This is a genomic window from Streptomyces silvisoli (assembly GCF_029269905.1).
Classification (GTDB): domain Bacteria; phylum Actinomycetota; class Actinomycetes; order Streptomycetales; family Streptomycetaceae; genus Streptantibioticus_A; species Streptantibioticus_A silvisoli_A.
Genome location: NZ_JARJBC010000015.1, coordinates 50,917 through 66,057, shown reverse-complemented (window position 1 = coordinate 66,057; position 15,141 = coordinate 50,917). Strand labels below are relative to the sequence as shown.

13 protein-coding genes are annotated in these 15,141 nt (G+C 68.3%); 7 read left to right on the top strand and 6 right to left on the bottom strand.

The annotated features are described in order from the left end of the window. Nucleotides 1–19 precede the first annotated feature (19 nt). From P3G67_RS22780 to P3G67_RS22765, 4 genes are read left to right on the top strand one after another with little or no spacing between them, the layout of a single operon-like run. The gene (locus P3G67_RS22780) at nucleotides 20–943 is read left to right on the top strand and encodes an ABC transporter permease (protein WP_276095120.1); all 924 of its coding nucleotides are present in this window, start codon (nucleotides 20–22) and stop codon (nucleotides 941–943) included. Continuing rightward, nucleotides 936–1,913 (top strand): ABC transporter permease, encoded by a 978-nt coding sequence (locus P3G67_RS22775; RefSeq protein WP_269853426.1) that lies wholly within the window; start codon nucleotides 936–938, stop codon nucleotides 1,911–1,913. The genes P3G67_RS22780 and P3G67_RS22775 overlap by 8 nt, the downstream gene beginning before the upstream one ends. Before the next feature lie 20 nt (nucleotides 1,914–1,933). Beyond that, nucleotides 1,934–2,905: an ABC transporter ATP-binding protein gene (locus tag P3G67_RS22770; protein ID WP_276095225.1), complete on the top strand. Its 972-nt coding sequence runs from the start codon at nucleotides 1,934–1,936 to the stop codon at nucleotides 2,903–2,905. Next, on the top strand, nucleotides 2,898–3,929 hold the full coding sequence (locus P3G67_RS22765; RefSeq protein ID WP_276095119.1) for an ABC transporter ATP-binding protein: 1,032 nt from the start codon (nucleotides 2,898–2,900) through the stop codon (nucleotides 3,927–3,929). Before P3G67_RS22770 ends, P3G67_RS22765 begins: the two co-directional genes overlap by 8 nt. Before the next feature lie 135 nt (nucleotides 3,930–4,064). Here P3G67_RS22765 and P3G67_RS22760 read toward each other — a convergent pair whose 3' ends face one another. From P3G67_RS22760 to P3G67_RS22735, 6 genes are all read right to left on the bottom strand, one after another. Beyond that, on the bottom strand, nucleotides 4,065–5,198 hold the full coding sequence (locus tag P3G67_RS22760) for an ABC transporter ATP-binding protein (RefSeq protein WP_276095118.1): 1,134 nt from the start codon (nucleotides 5,196–5,198) through the stop codon (nucleotides 4,065–4,067). Between the two features lie 21 nt (nucleotides 5,199–5,219). Continuing rightward, the gene (locus tag P3G67_RS22755; RefSeq protein ID WP_269853423.1) at nucleotides 5,220–6,299 is read right to left on the bottom strand and encodes an ABC transporter ATP-binding protein; all 1,080 of its coding nucleotides are present in this window, start codon (nucleotides 6,297–6,299) and stop codon (nucleotides 5,220–5,222) included. Between the two features lie 49 nt (nucleotides 6,300–6,348). Next, entirely contained in the window at nucleotides 6,349–7,326 is a 978-nt protein-coding gene (locus tag P3G67_RS22750) for an ABC transporter permease (RefSeq protein ID WP_276095117.1), read from the bottom strand. Nucleotides 7,327–7,473: 147 nt separating this feature from the next. Then, nucleotides 7,474–9,237: an ABC transporter substrate-binding protein gene (locus P3G67_RS22745; RefSeq protein WP_276095116.1), complete on the bottom strand. Its 1,764-nt coding sequence runs from the start codon at nucleotides 9,235–9,237 to the stop codon at nucleotides 7,474–7,476. Between the two features lie 82 nt (nucleotides 9,238–9,319). Beyond that, on the bottom strand, nucleotides 9,320–10,345 hold the full coding sequence (locus P3G67_RS22740) for an ABC transporter permease (RefSeq protein WP_269853420.1): 1,026 nt from the start codon (nucleotides 10,343–10,345) through the stop codon (nucleotides 9,320–9,322). Between the two features lie 472 nt (nucleotides 10,346–10,817). After that, the gene (locus P3G67_RS22735) at nucleotides 10,818–12,944 is read right to left on the bottom strand and encodes a S9 family peptidase (protein ID WP_276095115.1); all 2,127 of its coding nucleotides are present in this window, start codon (nucleotides 12,942–12,944) and stop codon (nucleotides 10,818–10,820) included. A 633-nt stretch (nucleotides 12,945–13,577) separates the two neighbouring features. On the opposite strand from P3G67_RS22735, the gene P3G67_RS22730 reads away from it, so the two are divergent. The 3 genes from P3G67_RS22730 to P3G67_RS22720 are packed head-to-tail and all read left to right on the top strand — an operon-like array spanning nucleotide 13,578 to nucleotide 15,071. Continuing rightward, nucleotides 13,578–13,772 carry a hypothetical protein gene (locus P3G67_RS22730; protein ID WP_269853418.1) on the top strand — a complete coding sequence of 65 codons (195 nt, stop codon included), beginning with the start codon at nucleotides 13,578–13,580 and terminating at the stop codon, nucleotides 13,770–13,772. A gap of 25 nt (nucleotides 13,773–13,797) precedes the next feature. After that, nucleotides 13,798–14,700, top strand: coding sequence for an N-acetyl-1-D-myo-inositol-2-amino-2-deoxy-alpha-D-glucopyranoside deacetylase (gene mshB / locus P3G67_RS22725; RefSeq protein ID WP_276095114.1), 903 nt, complete (start codon nucleotides 13,798–13,800; stop codon nucleotides 14,698–14,700). Then, nucleotides 14,697–15,071 (top strand): DUF6113 family protein, encoded by a 375-nt coding sequence (locus P3G67_RS22720; RefSeq protein ID WP_276095113.1) that lies wholly within the window; start codon nucleotides 14,697–14,699, stop codon nucleotides 15,069–15,071. Before mshB ends, P3G67_RS22720 begins: the two co-directional genes overlap by 4 nt. Nucleotides 15,072–15,141 lie beyond the last annotated feature (70 nt).

Sequence of the window (15,141 nt, the reverse complement as noted above, 5' to 3'; positions counted from 1 at the left end):
ACACTCGGGGAAAGGCTCCATGGGACGGTATGTGATCCGGCGGCTGCTCCAGATGATTCCGGTCTTCGTCGGCAGCACTTTCCTGATCTTCGTCATGGTGTACGCGCTGGGCGACCCGGTGGCCGCGTTGTTCGGTGACCGCGCCCCCGATCCGGCGACCGCCGCGCAGATCCGCAGGGACCTCTATCTCGACCATCCGCTGTGGCAGCAGTACACGCACTACATGGCGCAGATCTTCCAGGGGAACTTCGGCACCGCGTTCACCGGCCAACCGGTTCTCGAACTGATGGGATCCGCCTGGCCGCTGACCATTCGGCTCACCATCGTGGCGGTCGCCGTCGAGGCGGTCATCGGCGTCATCCTCGGCATCGTCAGCGGACTACGGCGCGGCCGCTCGGTGGACACCGGTGTGCTGGTGCTGACGCTGATCGTGGTGTCGATTCCGACCTTCGTCAGCGGATACGTCCTGCAGTTCCTGTTCGGCGTCAAATGGGGAGTGGTCAACCCCTCGGTCTCACCGGCGGCGCCGTTCAACGAACTGGCCCTGCCCGGCGTCGTGTTGGCGCTGGTCTCGCTGGCGTACGTCACCCGGCTGACCCGTACCTCCATCGTGGAGAACCACCGGGCCGACTACGTACGCACCGCCATCGCCAAGGGACTGCCGCGCCGCCGGGTGATCTTCCGGCATCTGCTGCGCAACTCCCTGATTCCGGTGGTCACCTTCATCGGCACCGACGTCGGCGCGCTGATGGGCGGCGCCATCGTCACCGAGCGGATCTTCAACATCCATGGCGTCGGCTACCAGCTCTACCAGGGCATCCTGCGGCAGAACTCCCCGACGGTGGTCGGCTTCGTCACCATCTTGGTGATCGTCTTCCTGGTGGCGAACCTGCTCGTGGACCTGCTGTACGCGGTACTGGACCCGAGGATCCGATATGCCTGAGCAGCTCGAACAGCCCAACGGCCGGACCTCGGCCGACGCCGTCGGCAACGCCGGCGCGGGCGGCGCCATGGAGTTCGCCGCCACCGAGGCGGCGTCCATCGGCCAGGCCACCGCGCCGTCCGCGCGGGCCCGCAGCCTGTGGTCGGACGCCTGGCACGATCTGCGCCGCAACCCGATCTTCATCGTGTCCGCGCTGCTCATCCTCTTCCTGGTGCTGATCGCGATCTGGCCCCAACTGATCGCCAGCGGAAACCCGTTGGCCTGCGACATCAACAAGTCGCAACTGGGTCCGGCGCCCGGCCATCCCTTCGGCTTCGACACCCAGGGCTGCGACGTCTACACCCGCACCGTCTACGGTGCCCGGGCCTCGGTCACCGTCGGCGTCTGCGCCACGGCCGGGGCCGCACTGCTCGGCAGCATCCTGGGCGGCTTCGCCGGGTTCTTCGGCGGCTGGTGGGACGCGCTGCTCTCCCGGGTCAGCGACATCTTCTTCGGCATTCCGATCATCCTCGGCGGCCTGGTCTTCCTCTCCGTGGTCACCAACACCACGGTCTGGCCGGTGGTCGGCTTCATCGTGCTGCTGGGCTGGCCGCAGATCGCCCGTATCGCCCGCGGTGCGGTGATCACCGCGAAGCAGAACGACTACGTACAGGCCGCCCGCGCGCTCGGCGCCGGGCCTGCCCGGATGCTGCTGCGGCACATCGCGCCGAACGCGATCGCTCCGGTGATCGTGGTGGCCACCATCGCGCTCGGTACGTACATCTCGCTTGAGGCGACGCTGTCCTTCCTCGGCGTGGGGCTCAAACCACCCACCGTCTCCTGGGGGATCGACATCTCCTCGGCCTCCACCCAGATCCGCGACGCACCGCACATGCTGCTGTGGCCCGCCGCCGCGCTGAGCGTCACGGTGCTCGCGTTCATCATGCTCGGCGACGCGGTGCGCGACGCCCTCGATCCCAAGCTGCGCTGAGGAGACGTCCGTTGGACACATTGCTGGACGTACGCGACCTGCATGTCGAGTTCCGCACCCGGGACGGGGTGGCCAAGGCGGTCAACGGTGTCAACTACTCGGTGAACGCCGGTGAGACGCTGGCCGTGCTCGGTGAGTCCGGCTCCGGGAAGTCGGTGACCGCGCAGGCCGTCATGGGCATCCTGGACTCACCGCCCGGCCACATCACCCGGGGCAGGATCTTCTTCCAGGGCGCCGATCTGCTCTCGCTGCACCGCGAGGCCCGCCGCCAGCTGCGCGGCGCCAGGATGGCGATGATCTTCCAGGACGCGTTGTCCGCGCTCAATCCCGTGCTGAGTGTGGGCGACCAGCTCGGCGAGATGTTCGTGGTGCACCGCGGTCTGTCCCGTAGGGACGCACGGGCGCGGGCCGTCGAGCTGATGGACCGGGTGCGCATTCCGGCGGCGAGGGAGCGGGTGGGGGACTATCCGCACCAGTTCTCCGGCGGTATGCGGCAGCGCATCATGATCGCGATGGCGATGGCCCTGGAGCCGGACCTGATCATCGCGGACGAGCCCACCACCGCGCTGGACGTCACCGTGCAGGCCCAGGTCATGGACCTGCTCGCGGAGTTGCAGCGCGAGATGCACATGGGGCTGATCCTGATCACCCATGACCTCGGTGTGGTCGCGGACGTCGCCGACAAGATCGCGGTGATGTACGCGGGCCGGATCGTGGAGACCGCCCCGGTGCACGAGATCTACAAGGCCCCGGCCCACCCGTACACCAAGGGCCTGCTGGACTCGATCCCCCGGCTGGACCAGAAGGGCCAGGAGCTGTACGCGATCAAGGGGCTACCGCCCAGTCTGCTGCGGATCCCGCCCGGCTGCGCGTTCAACCCGCGCTGCCCGATGGCCCAGGACGTCTGCCGCACCGACGAGCCACCGCTGTACGAGGTCGCGCCGCACCGCGCCAGCGCCTGCCACTTCTGGAAGGAGACCCTCGATGGCTGAGGCCGTTCTCCAGGTGCGGGGCCTGGTCAAGCACTTCCCGCTGACCCGGGGGATCGTATTCAAGAAGCAGATCGGCGCGGTCAGAGCCGTGGACGGGGTGGACTTCGACCTCTTCCAGGGTGAGACGCTGGGCATCGTGGGCGAGTCGGGCTGCGGCAAGTCGACGGTGGCCAAGCTGCTGATGCGGTTGGAGGAGCCGACCGCGGGACGGATCCTGTTCAAGGGCGAGGACATCACCAGGCTGTCCGGCAAGGCGCTCAAGGCGGTGCGGCGGAACATCCAGATGGTGTTCCAGGACCCGTACACCTCCCTGAACCCCCGGATGACGGTCGGCGACATCATCGGTGAGCCGTTCGAGATCCATCCCGAGGCGGCGCCGAAGGGCGACCGCCGCAGGAAGGTCCAGGACCTGCTGGACGTGGTCGGGCTGAACCCGGAGTACATCAACCGGTATCCGCACCAGTTCTCCGGCGGCCAGCGGCAACGCATCGGTATCGCACGGGGGTTGGCGCTCAACCCGGAGATCATCATCTGCGACGAGCCGGTCTCGGCGCTGGACGTCTCCGTGCAGGCACAGGTCATCAATCTCATGACCCGGCTCCAGAAGGAGTTCGACCTCTCCTACATCTTCATCGCCCACGACCTGTCCATCGTCCGGCACATCTCCGACCGCGTCGGCGTGATGTACCTGGGCCGGATCGTCGAGCTCGGCAACGAGGAACAGATCTACGAGCACCCGACCCACCCGTACACCCAGGCGCTGCTGTCCGCGGTGCCCGTGCCGGACCCGGAGTCCCGTGAGCACCGCGAGCGGATCATCCTGGCGGGCGACGTGCCGTCGCCCGCGAACATCCCCTCCGGATGCAGGTTCCGCACGCGGTGCTGGAAGGCGCAGGAGCGGTGCGCGGTGGAGGTACCGCCGCTGGCGGTCCCTCCGGCTCTCCGTGAGGTGGCCGGGCCCGCGGCGCACGAGAGCGCGTGCCACTTCGCGGCGGAACGGGACTGCGCACCCGCGGGAGGTTAGGGGGCTTTCCCACCCACCCACCACCCGCCCGCTTGACGTGGGCTTTCTGCTTGCCGTCGCGCCCCTCCGCGGGTGGGTCGGGGCGCGCCGGGGCCGCCCCTCACTCCGCCAGTGGTGCGCGGGTGCGCGAGGCGCCTACGCCTCCTCTATGGCCGCCAGGGCCGGATCCAGGATCACGTCCTCCTCCCGCCCGGCAATGGTCGGCTCCTCCGGAAAGTGGCAGGCGGTGAGGTGCCCCGACTCGTTCCCGTGCAGCCGCACCAAAGGCGGCTCCACGTCCGCACACTTCTGCTGCGCCTTCCAGCACCGTGTCCGGAACCGGCACCCCGACGGCGGGTTGATCGGCGACGGCACATCACCGGCGAGCCGGATGCGTTCCCGGTCGTCGTCGGGGTCGGCCTCCGGCGCGGCGGACAGCAGGGCGTGGGTGTAGGGATGCCGCGGCCGCTCGTAGATGTCCGCCCGGTCCCCGATCTCCACGATCTTGCCCAGGTACATCACCGCGACCCGCTGCGAGAAGTGCCGCACGATGGCCAGGTCATGGGCGATGAACAGGAACGCGATGCCCATCTCCCTCTGGAGTTCCTGCAACAGGTTGACCACCTGCGCCTGGATGGACACGTCCAGCGCGGACACCGGCTCGTCGGCGACGATCAGCTTGGGCTGCAGGGCCAACGCCCGGGCCACACCGATGCGTTGCCGCTGACCGCCGGAGAACTCGTGGGGGAACCGGTTGTAGTGCTCGGGGTTGAGGCCCACGATCTCCAGCAGCTCACGGACCCGCTTCTCCCGGCCGCCCTGCGGATTGACCCCGTTGATCTCCATCGGCCCGGAGATGATGTTGCCGACGGTCTGCCGCGGATTGAGCGAGGCGTACGGATCCTGGAAGATCATCTGGATCTCGGAGCGGATCGGCGCGAGCTGCTTGCGGTTGGCGTGGGTGATGTCCTGCCCGCGGTAGCTGATCTTTCCCGCGGTCGGCTCCAGCAGCCGGGTCACCAGCCGACCGGTGGTGGACTTGCCGCACCCCGACTCGCCGACCAGGCCGAGGGCCTCGCCCGCCCGTACGTGGAAGTCCACCCCGTCCACCGCCTGGACGGCGCCGACCTGCCGTTTGAAGAGGAAGCCGTCCAGCACCGGGAAGTGCTTGGTGACCCCGGACACCTCCAACAGCGGCTCTCCGGCGCGCCGTTCGGCGGCGGGCTTGTCCAGGGTGGGGCGGCTCGGAGGTTCGGGGGTCTGCTCCGGGGACAACGTGGGGTCGCTCATCGGTGTTTCCTCGGCTCCTGATCAGCCTGCTCGGCCCAGCAACGGCTGGATCCGCTCGGCGAAGATTGACTGCTTCTGCTCGGTCGCGAGATGGCAGGCGGACCCCCTGCCGTCCTCCAGCGCGAGTGGCGGACGCTCGTCCTGGCACAGGGTGCCGCCCACCTCGTCGCGGAACGCGCAGCGTGGATGGAACGGGCAGCCGGACGGCGGGTTGAGCAGGCTCGGCGGGGTGCCCTTGATCGGCTGCAACGGCGCGTCCACCGAGGCGGACAGCCGTGGGATGGAACTCAACAGGCCCCATGCGTAGGGATGTTGCGGGGTCTTGAGGATGTCCCGGACGCTGCCCCGCTCCACGCACCGCCCGGCGTACATCACCAGCACGTCGTCGCAGACGTTGGCCACCACGCCCAGGTCGTGGGTGATGAAGATGATCGCGGTGCCGGTCTCCTGCTGGAGGTCCTTGAGCAGGTCGAGGATCTGCGCCTGCACCGTCACGTCGAGTGCGGTCGTCGGCTCGTCGGCGATCAGCAGCTCCGGGTCGCAGACCAGCGCGAGCGCGATCATCGCGCGCTGCCGCATACCGCCGGAGAACTGGTGCGGGAAGTCGTCCACCCGGGTCTGCGGTTGCGGGATACCGACCTTGCGCAGCATCTCGACCGCCCGGTCCCGGGCCTCCTTCTTGCTCGCCCCGGTGTGCTTGCGGAACGGTTCGGCGATCTGCCGGCCGACCGTGTAGTACGGGGAGAGCGCGGTCAGCGAGTCCTGGAAGATCATCGCCATCTTGTTGCCGCGCAGCTTCTCCAGCGTCCTGTTCGTGGCGCCGGTCAACTCCTGGCCGTCCAGCACGATCTCGCCGCTGATGGCGGTGTTGCGGGGGTTGTGCAGGCCGAGCACGGCGAGGTTGGTGACGGACTTGCCGGATCCGGACTCGCCGACGATGCCGAGCGTTCTGCCGCGCTCCAGGTCGAAGGAGAGTCCGTCCACCGCCTTGACGGTCCCGTCCTCGGTGGCGAACCGGACGTACAGATCACGCACGGAGAGGAACGGAGCGCCCGCGTCCTGGGGCGACGCCTGCCCTTCGGGCTGGGTGAGGGTGGTCATGGGAGGGGTCTCCTGGGAAGCGGTGCGTGGGGCGGGGCGGACGGGCCGGTCATGCGAGCCGGATCCGCGGATCGATGAAGGCGTACGAGGCGTCGATCAGCACGTTGAACAGGACGATGGACGCGGCGCTGAACAGCATCACGCCCATCTCCAGCGGTAGGTCCGTCTGGAGCACGGCGGCCACCGCCAGCTGTCCGATGCCGTGCAGTCCGAAGGTGGTCTCGGTGATGATCGCGCCACCGAAGACGGAGCCGAGGTCGATGCCGAAGATGGTGACGATGGGGCCCATCGCACCGCGCAGCGCGTACCGGAAGAAGACGTAGCGCCAGCTCATGCCCTTCGCCCGGGCGGTGCGCACATGCTCCTCGGAGAGCTGCTCCACCATCAACGACCGGGTCTGGCGGCTGTAGTTGGACCAGAAGATCACCGACATCACCAGCGCGGGCAGGATCATCCTGGTGATGGAGCCGACGGGGTCGTGCGCCCAGTCCACGTCATGACCGCGGTCCAGCCAGCCGAGGGTGTCGGCGAACAGGTAGATGGCGAGCGGGCCGATGAAGTAGATCTGCACCGACTGGCCGGTGAGGGAGATGCCGCTGGCGACCTTGTCGAACAGCGAGCCCTGCCTGGCGGCCGAGATGAGGCCGAGTCCGACACCGATGGTCAGGAAGATGGCCGCGCCCATGATGGCGAGGGTCAGCGTGGTGGGGTAGCGGTCCTTGATGATGTCCCACACCGGCTGCTGGTTGGCGAAGGAGAAGCCGAAGCACGGGGCGTTGCAGTGTCCGATCGGCATGTCACGGCCGGCGAACAGCCCGACCATGTAGTGCCAGTACTGGACCGGGATCGGCTGGTCCAGCCCCAGGTTGTGGTGGATGAGCGCGACTTGCTGCGGCCCGCAGTTCTTGCCGCAGGACAGCAGCGCTGGATCGGCCGGGAGGGCGAAGAAGAGGAAGTAGGTGACGGCGCTGATCAGGATGAGGATGACGATGGCGCCGAGCACCCGGCGTACGAGAAATCGGAGCATTGGTCGGGATCTTCCGTAAGGGGGGCGGCGCCGTTGGCGTCGGCGTCACGGTCGGAGGGGAAGTGGTTCCAGGCCGATCCGGCCGGAGGCGGCCGGTCCCGCCCCCGTCGGGACAGGACCGGCGCGCCAATCCGGTTGGTGCGGTTCCTACTTCACGTAGACGGTGTTGGCGTTGATGACACCGAGGTCCTGGCGGTAGGTCACGCCGCCGAGACCCTCACCGTAGATCCCGAAGAACTTGTCGTAGGCGTAGGGGATGGCCGGGACGTCGTTCTTCACGATGTACTCCGACAACTGCTCCCAGGCGGCCTGTTGCTGCGACAGGTCGGTGATCGCGTTGATCCGGTCGATCTCGGAGTTCACGTGCGGGTCGTTCAGGTGCGCGTAGTTGGGGTTGCCGTCGGCGATCTGCCGCCCGTCCTCGGTCGGCGGGATGACGGTGGAGCCGTTCGGCCAGTCCGCGCCCCATCCGGTGCGGTACAGGTCGTACGGGTTGTTCACCTTGCCGACCAGCGTGTAGTACGACGTCAGGTCCAGCGACTGCAGCTGCAGGTTGATACCCGCCTTGGCGAAGGCGTTCTTCAAGGTGCTGGCGAAGTTCTGCCACTTGTCGTTGTTGGCGAAGGCGAGGGTCAGCTTCAGGTTGGAGACCCCGGCCTCCTTCAGCAGCTCCTTGGCCTTCTCGGGGTCGCCGTTGGGGTGGGTCAGCTTGCCGAACGGGTCGTAGGGCTTGAAGCCGCTGACGGTCGGACTGATCAGGTTGCTGGCCATCTCCCCCTGCGCCTCGCCGCCGAGCGCCTGCTGCACCTGCTTCATCGGGAAGGCGTACTCGATCGCCTGGCGCACCTTCGGGTCCTTGACCCGAGAGGTGTTGATGGAGAGCACGTCGACGAACGGCTGGTACTGGTTGACGGTGCGCGTCTTGTACTTCGGGTCGCTCAGGATCGCCGCCATCTGCGTCGGGGCCGCGGACTGGGAGAGCGACAGGGCGTCCTTGTCGTCACCGGCGCCCGCCATCAGACGCTGCGTCAGGCCCGGGTCCGGAACGTTGATCTCGAAGTTCCACTTGTCCGGGTAGGCGTCGCGGATCGGGTCGGTCTTGGGGTCCCAGTAGGTGTTGCGGGTGAGGACCAGCGACTTGCCCGGGTTGTAGCTCTCGATCTTGTACGGGCCGGTGGAGACCGGGTGCAGGTCGTACTTCTGCTTGGTGTCCTTGGACTTGGGGATCGGCGAGATGTTCGGCATCGACATCGCGTACGGAGCGTCCGCGTGCGGGGCCTGGAAGTGGAAGACGATGGTCTTGCTGTCCGGGCAGGAGATCAGCGAGTCCGGCAGGTCCTTGCCGCCGTACGGTCCCGGGTAGGTCTTGCGGTAGTCCGTGCCCGACAGCCAGGTCTGGACGTAGATCGGGCCCTCGGTCTCGAAGTCGGCGTAGAGGCGCTCGATGCCGTACTTGATGTCCTGGGACGTGATCGGGGTGCCGTCCTCGTACTTGAGGCCGTCCTTGAGGTGGTACGTCCAGGTCTTCTTGTCGGCCGAGGGGTCACCGGTGTCGGTCGCCAGGTCGCCTACGAGCTTCTCGGAACCGGTCTTCGGGTCGATCTTGTACCCGGTCAGTGTGCGGCTGTAGAGCGAGGCTATCGCCTGCTGGTTGCTGACGTAGAGCTGGCCGGGGTCGAGGTGGTTGAAGTCGGACTGCTCCAGGTCGTTGACCGTGCCGCCCTTCTTCGCACCGTCGACCGCCAGAGCCGGGCCCTGCGAGTCGGCCGCCGTGCCCACGGTGATGGTCTGCACCGTGGGCTTCGCGACGTCGGCCGTGCCCCCGCCCGCGCCCCCGCCGCCCCCACTGCTGCACGCGCTCAGGCTCAGCGCCCCCACCGCCAGCACCGCGGCGTAATGAGTCTTACGCATTCTCATGGATTCCTGCCTGTCACTGATCTGCGACTGCCTGGAAGTCGGCCTGCCGGGACCCGGCTGCGGCGACCTTGGACACTCAACGGATGGTCTTGGGATCGAGAGCGTCCCGGACCGAGTCCCCGAGCAGGTTGAAGGCGATGACGAAGACCGCCATCGCGATGCCGGGGAAGAACATGTAGGTGATGTCGGACTGGTAGAACTGCGCCGCGTCCTGGAACATCAACCCCCAGTCGGGAGTGGGGTTCTGCATGCCGACGCCGAGGAACGACAGGCCCGCCTCCGCGGTGACGTTGACCGGAAGCAGCAGGGTCGCCTGGACAAGGATCGTGCTCCAGACATTGGGCAGCAGCTCCTTGCGGATGATGCGCCACGAGGACGCGCCGCTGAGCTTGGCCGCCTCGATGTACTCGCGCTCGCGCAGGCTGAGCACCTGGGCGCGTACCAGGCGCCCGAGGCTCATCCAGCCGAGCGCGAACTGGACGAGCACCAGCGCCAGGAAGCGGATGGTCGTCGACTCCTGGTCACCCGGCTTGACGAAGACCGCCGCGATGACCGGGGTGAACGCGATGAAGAACAGCTGCTGGGGGAAGGACATCATCAGGTCGGAGAACCGGCCGACGAAGTAGTCGGTCCTGCCACCCGCGTAACCCTGGAAGAGGCCGACCGCGACACCGGCGACCACCGACAGGATCGTCACGCACAGCGCGATGCCCAGCGAGGTGCGGATGCCGTAGACCAGCAGCGCGAAGATGTCCCGGCCCAGGTTCGGTTCGATGCCGAACCAGTGGCTGCCGTCGATCCCGCCGTTCGGCTTGATCGGGTAGCCGTAGGAGTTGAGCAGGTTGTCGTCCTGCCCGTAGAGCTTGTACGGGCTCTTGCCAGTGACCGCGGTGATCACCGGCGCGAAGATCGCGATCAGGATGAAGATCCCGACGATGACGGCGCACACGATGCCGGTCCGGTCCCGTTTGAAGCGGAGCCAGGCCAGTTGCCTGGGGGAGCGCCCGACGAGTTCCGGGGCGATCTTGGAACCGGAACTGTTCGCTGTGGCGTCCTCAGGAACGGGCTCCGGCTCCGTCGCTGCCTGAGTAGGACTGGTCATTGGGCTTCCATCCCCGCGCAGTGGGTCGACGCGGCTTTGAGTGAATGCCGCGGGTTGTGCGGACTTTCGCAATGGATTCATTGCGGAGTCAAGAGGGGGAACCCTGGGAAAGTGATGTTCTTCAGCTTCTTGAGCGAAGATTTTGCGGATTGCCGCGCCCGCGTGCTTGACAATGATCAATTCATTGGGGCGAAGGTGCCTAAACGGGCATCAAGTGACTTAACATTCCGGCAACTTGACTGTCGCATCACCGATATACGGACGCTTCACGCTGAACACCGTACGGCCGTGCGGGTGCCGTCGATCGACCGGGGTGGTCCGCTTATGCCCCGGTCGATCGCCCGTGTACCGGTCGGTCCCGCGGCCCGCTGGAGTCCTCGGGGAATTTCGTCACCGGTAGTGACACCACCCCCAGTGGTGTCCTACTGTTCGGAATTCTCGGGAGGACGCCTGAACCATTCCTCGCCGGTTGTCACGCCATGCCCAGAGACTTCTTGAGGAAGTCGACCTGGAGCAGCAGCAAGTTCTCCGCCACCTGCTCCTGCGGAGTCATGTGCGTTACGCCGGACAACGGCAGCACTTCATGGGGGCGGCCCGCGGCCAGCAGTGCCGAGGAAAGTCGCAGCGTGTGCGCCGCGACTACGTTGTCATCGGCCAGACCGTGAATGATCATCAATGGCCGTGCGTGTTCCGCTGGTACGGACAAACCCGCTTCTGTGACGAGCGAGTTGGCGTCGTACACGTTCCCGGATTCCGCCGGGTCCCCCAGGTACCGCTCGGTGTAGTGGGTGTCGTACAGCCGCCAGTCGGTGACCGGTGCGCCGGCGACGCCCGCGTGGAAGACGTCGGGACGGCGCAGCACCGCGAGCGCCGCCAGATAACCGCCGTACGACCAGCCGCGGATGGCCACCCGGCCGAGGTCCAGCGGATGGTCGGCGGCCAGCGCGCGCAGCGCGTCCACCTGGTCGTCCAGCGTCGCCCCGGCGAAGTCCCCTGCGATGGACTTCTCCCACGCCGGACAGCGGCCCGGCGTGCCGCGGCCGTCCGCGACGATCACCGCGAAGCCCTGGTCGGCGAACCACTGCGAGGTCAGATGCGCGTTGTGTGCGGCCACCACCCGCTGGCCGTGCGGGCCGCCGTACGGATCCATGAGCACCGGAAGCGGACCGTCCGACGCCTGGTAGCCGGTGGGCAGCAGCACGGCGGCCGGGATGCGGCGTTCGGCCACCGCCACCAGCGTCGGCCGCGCGGTCAACAGCGGGGGCTCGGCGTGCGAGGCGATCCGGGCGATCTCCTTGCCGTCGCGCAGTACCCGCACCCTCGCGCCGGGGTGGTCCAGGGAGGAGGAGGACACCACTGTCAACGGGCCGCCGCGTACGGCCGAGTGCACGCCCGGTGTCGGGGACAGGCGCTCCACGGCGCGCTCCGTGACCCGGTAGACATGCACCTCGCCCAACTCACCGGCCCTCGCGTCCGGTTGGGCTTCCGCTTCGGTTCCGGACGAGGCCGACACCAGGATGCCGTCCTCGGCCACGTCGAGCACCGCCCGCACGTGCAGCCGCGCATCGGTCAGCGCCCGTTCGGCCACCATGAGCACCCGGGCGTCGTCCTGGTCGGCGATCCGGACCAGTTCACCGTCCGGGGTCCAGGCCGGGGCGCCGGAGAACAGCTCCAGCCACACCGGGTCCGTCTCCTGGCGGACCGGCGTCGTCCCGCCGGTCTCCGGGTCCACCGACAGATAGACCTGGGAGCGCTGGTCGCGGGACTGCACCAGCAGCAGCGGCGGACCGGACGCCGACCAGTGCGCCCGGGCCAGATACGGATAGCGGTCCTGGTCCCAGGCCACCTCGGTGCGCGTGCCGTCCAGGCCGAGCAGCGCCAGGGTGACTCGCGCGTTGGGGGTACCGGCGGCGGGGTAGCCGACCTCGGCCGGGGGGTTCGACGGATGCGCCGGGTCGGCGATCCACCAGCGCCGCACCGGGGACTCGTCCACGTGCGCGGCCAGCAGCCGGTCGCTGCGCGGCGACCACCAGAAGCCGCGATGGCGGCCCATCTCCTCGGCGGCGATGAACTCCGCCAGGCCCCAGGTGTGCCGCTGGTCCCCGGGCTCCGCAAGCGCGCGGTCGCCGCCGCCGTCCGCGTGGACGACGCGCAGGGCGCCCTGCGCGACATATGCGATCAGGCGGCCGTCGGGGGAGGGCCGAGGGTCCATCACCGGTCCGGGCACGGGAAGTTCACGCGTGGTGCCCACGCGCAGCTCGGTGGCGAACAGGCGGCCGGAGAGGGTGAACGCGGCCAACTCGACGGCCTGGTCCACCGCGTAGCCGACGATCCCGGCCGAGCCCTCCCTGCTGCGTTCCCGCCGCGCCTGCTCCTGCGGGCTCAGTTCCTCTTCCGCGCCCGCGAGGAGGGTGCGGGGGTCGGCCACGACGCGTTCGTCGCCCGTCGCGGTGTCCAGGAGCCAGAGCAGGTTGGCGCGGTCCGTACCGGACGGTGAGCGGAGGAAGGCTACCCGGTCGCCGTCGGGTGAGGGGGAGAAGGATCTGGGGGCGCCCAGGGTGAACCGCTGGGTTCTGGCGTGCTGTTTGGGGAAGGTCATGCGGTGACGCTATGCGCTCGCGGTGGCGTTGCGTATGGTTCGCCCGTCCGCCCACCCGTTTGCCCTCGCCCTCTGCCCGCCGTTGCGCACGGTCGGCCTCGGGTGTCGGTGCGCGACTGCGCCGTGGCGGCTTGTGCTTCCCCGGCCACGTTGCCCTGCGCCTTTGCCTGGCGTTGCGCTCCGCTGCCCGGGGGGCGGGAGTGAGTGCCGGGGCGCCGCGCACCGCCTGCTTCGTCGGACGGTCGCGGTGCTGCGCGGGTCGCGTCGGGAGACTCCGGCACACCCCACGTTGAGTCCGCGCCGCGCCTGGGGCGGTGGTCGGGGCAGGTGGGCAGGAACTTCCCTGAGCTGTTGCGTAGAACACATCGCACCAGTGATGGAGGCCCCGTCGGAGAGGTGTCAACGCGGTGATTTCTCACAGGAGTTACCCAGGAAGCCCTCATCTTCCCAGGCAGGCGGGGGGTGTTGCCTCCGAGGCCGCGAAGTGCGCACCGTGGGTGCGCACAAGCGTGCGCCCCCACATGCATCCGTGCACCGAGGTATGCGGACTCACGGAAAGTTATGATCAGTTGCCGTAGGTTGTAATACCCGGATGGCAAGGTCCCGTGGGTGTGTACCTGGAGGTGAGCCGTTGTGGCACTCTCGATTTCGGCGGTGCTGCTGCTGCTGATCATCGTGGTCCTGCTGGTCAACAAGTCCGGACTGAAGGGCCTGCACGCCCTCGTCTGTGTACTGCTCGGGTTCTTCCTCGCCAGTTCCTCCGTGGCGCCCACCATCCGGGAGCTGACCACGAACGTGGCGAGCATGATCGGCAACTTCAAGTTCTGACCGGCTCAGGCCATACGCTGCGGGTATGACCGAATCCGACGGCCCGGACGGGCTGCCCGCTCGACGACTGCTGCTCGTCCACGCGCACCCCGACGACGAGTCCATCAACAACGGCGCCACGATGGCCAAGTACGCCGCGGAGGGTGCCCACGTCACCCTGGTGACCTGCACCCTGGGCGAGGAGGGCGAGGTCGTCCCGCCCGAACTGGCGCACCTGACGTCAGACCGGGACAACATCCTCGGCGAGCACCGCATCGGCGAGCTGGCCGCCGCCATGCGCGAACTCGGGGTCACCGACCACCGCTTCCTGGGCGGCCCCGGCCTGTACCGCGACTCCGGGATGATGGGCGCCCCGCAGAACGAACGCCCGGACTGCTTCTGGCAGGCCGACCTGGACGAGGCGGCCGGGCATCTGGTCGCCGTGATCCGCGAGGTGCGGCCGCAGGTCATGGTGGCGTATGACCCGAACGGCGGATACGGGCACCCCGATCACATCCAGGCCCACCGGGTCGCCATGCTCGCCGCCGACCTGGCCGCCGAACCCGGCTTCCGGCCGGACCTCGGCGCGCCGCACGCGATCGCCAAGGTCTACTGGAACTGCGTACCGCGCTCCGCGGCCGAGGAGGGCTTCGCCCGGCTGCGGGCGGCGGGCTCGAACACCGGGTTCGCGGGCGTCGCGTCGATGGCCGACGTGCCAGGCGTGGTGGACGACGACGAGGCGACCGTCGCCGTGGACGGCTCGGCGTACGTCGGGCGGAAGGCCGCGGCGATGCGCGCGCACGCTACCCAGATCGTGGTCGACGGCCCGTTCTTCGCCCTGTCGAACGACCTTGGACAGCCGCTGTTCGCCGTGGAGTACTACCGTATGGTGCGTGGTCACCAGCCGGCCGGGAGGGCCGGCGACCTCTTCGCCGGAACGGAGGTGTGAACGCGGCAGTGCGCATCGTGCAGTACGTGGTCCTGGGGATCCTCGGGGTGCTGGTCGCCGCCGCCGGGGCGGTCGTCCAGGACGGCTGGTTCCCGGGAGGACTGATCCTCGCGCTGGCGGGCTGCGTGGGACTCTTCTACGGTGGTTCCCAACTCACCCGTAACCGGCTGGGTGCCGCGGTGCCGACCGTGCTGTGGTTCCTCACGGTCATGTACCTCAGCGTCACCCGCCCCGAAGGCGACTTCCTGTTCGCGGCGGGCCTCGGCCCGTACATCTACCTGTTGGGCGGTATGGCGGTGGGCGTGATCTGTGCCACTCTACCGCGTCAAACGCCTCCGGGCGCCCCGGGCGCCCGACTTGGTACCGGATGACACCTGTGTGATGGGCTGACGGTCGGTCGGATCGGCGGTCGCCGGGCCGTTCCCGACGCTGGCCAGTATG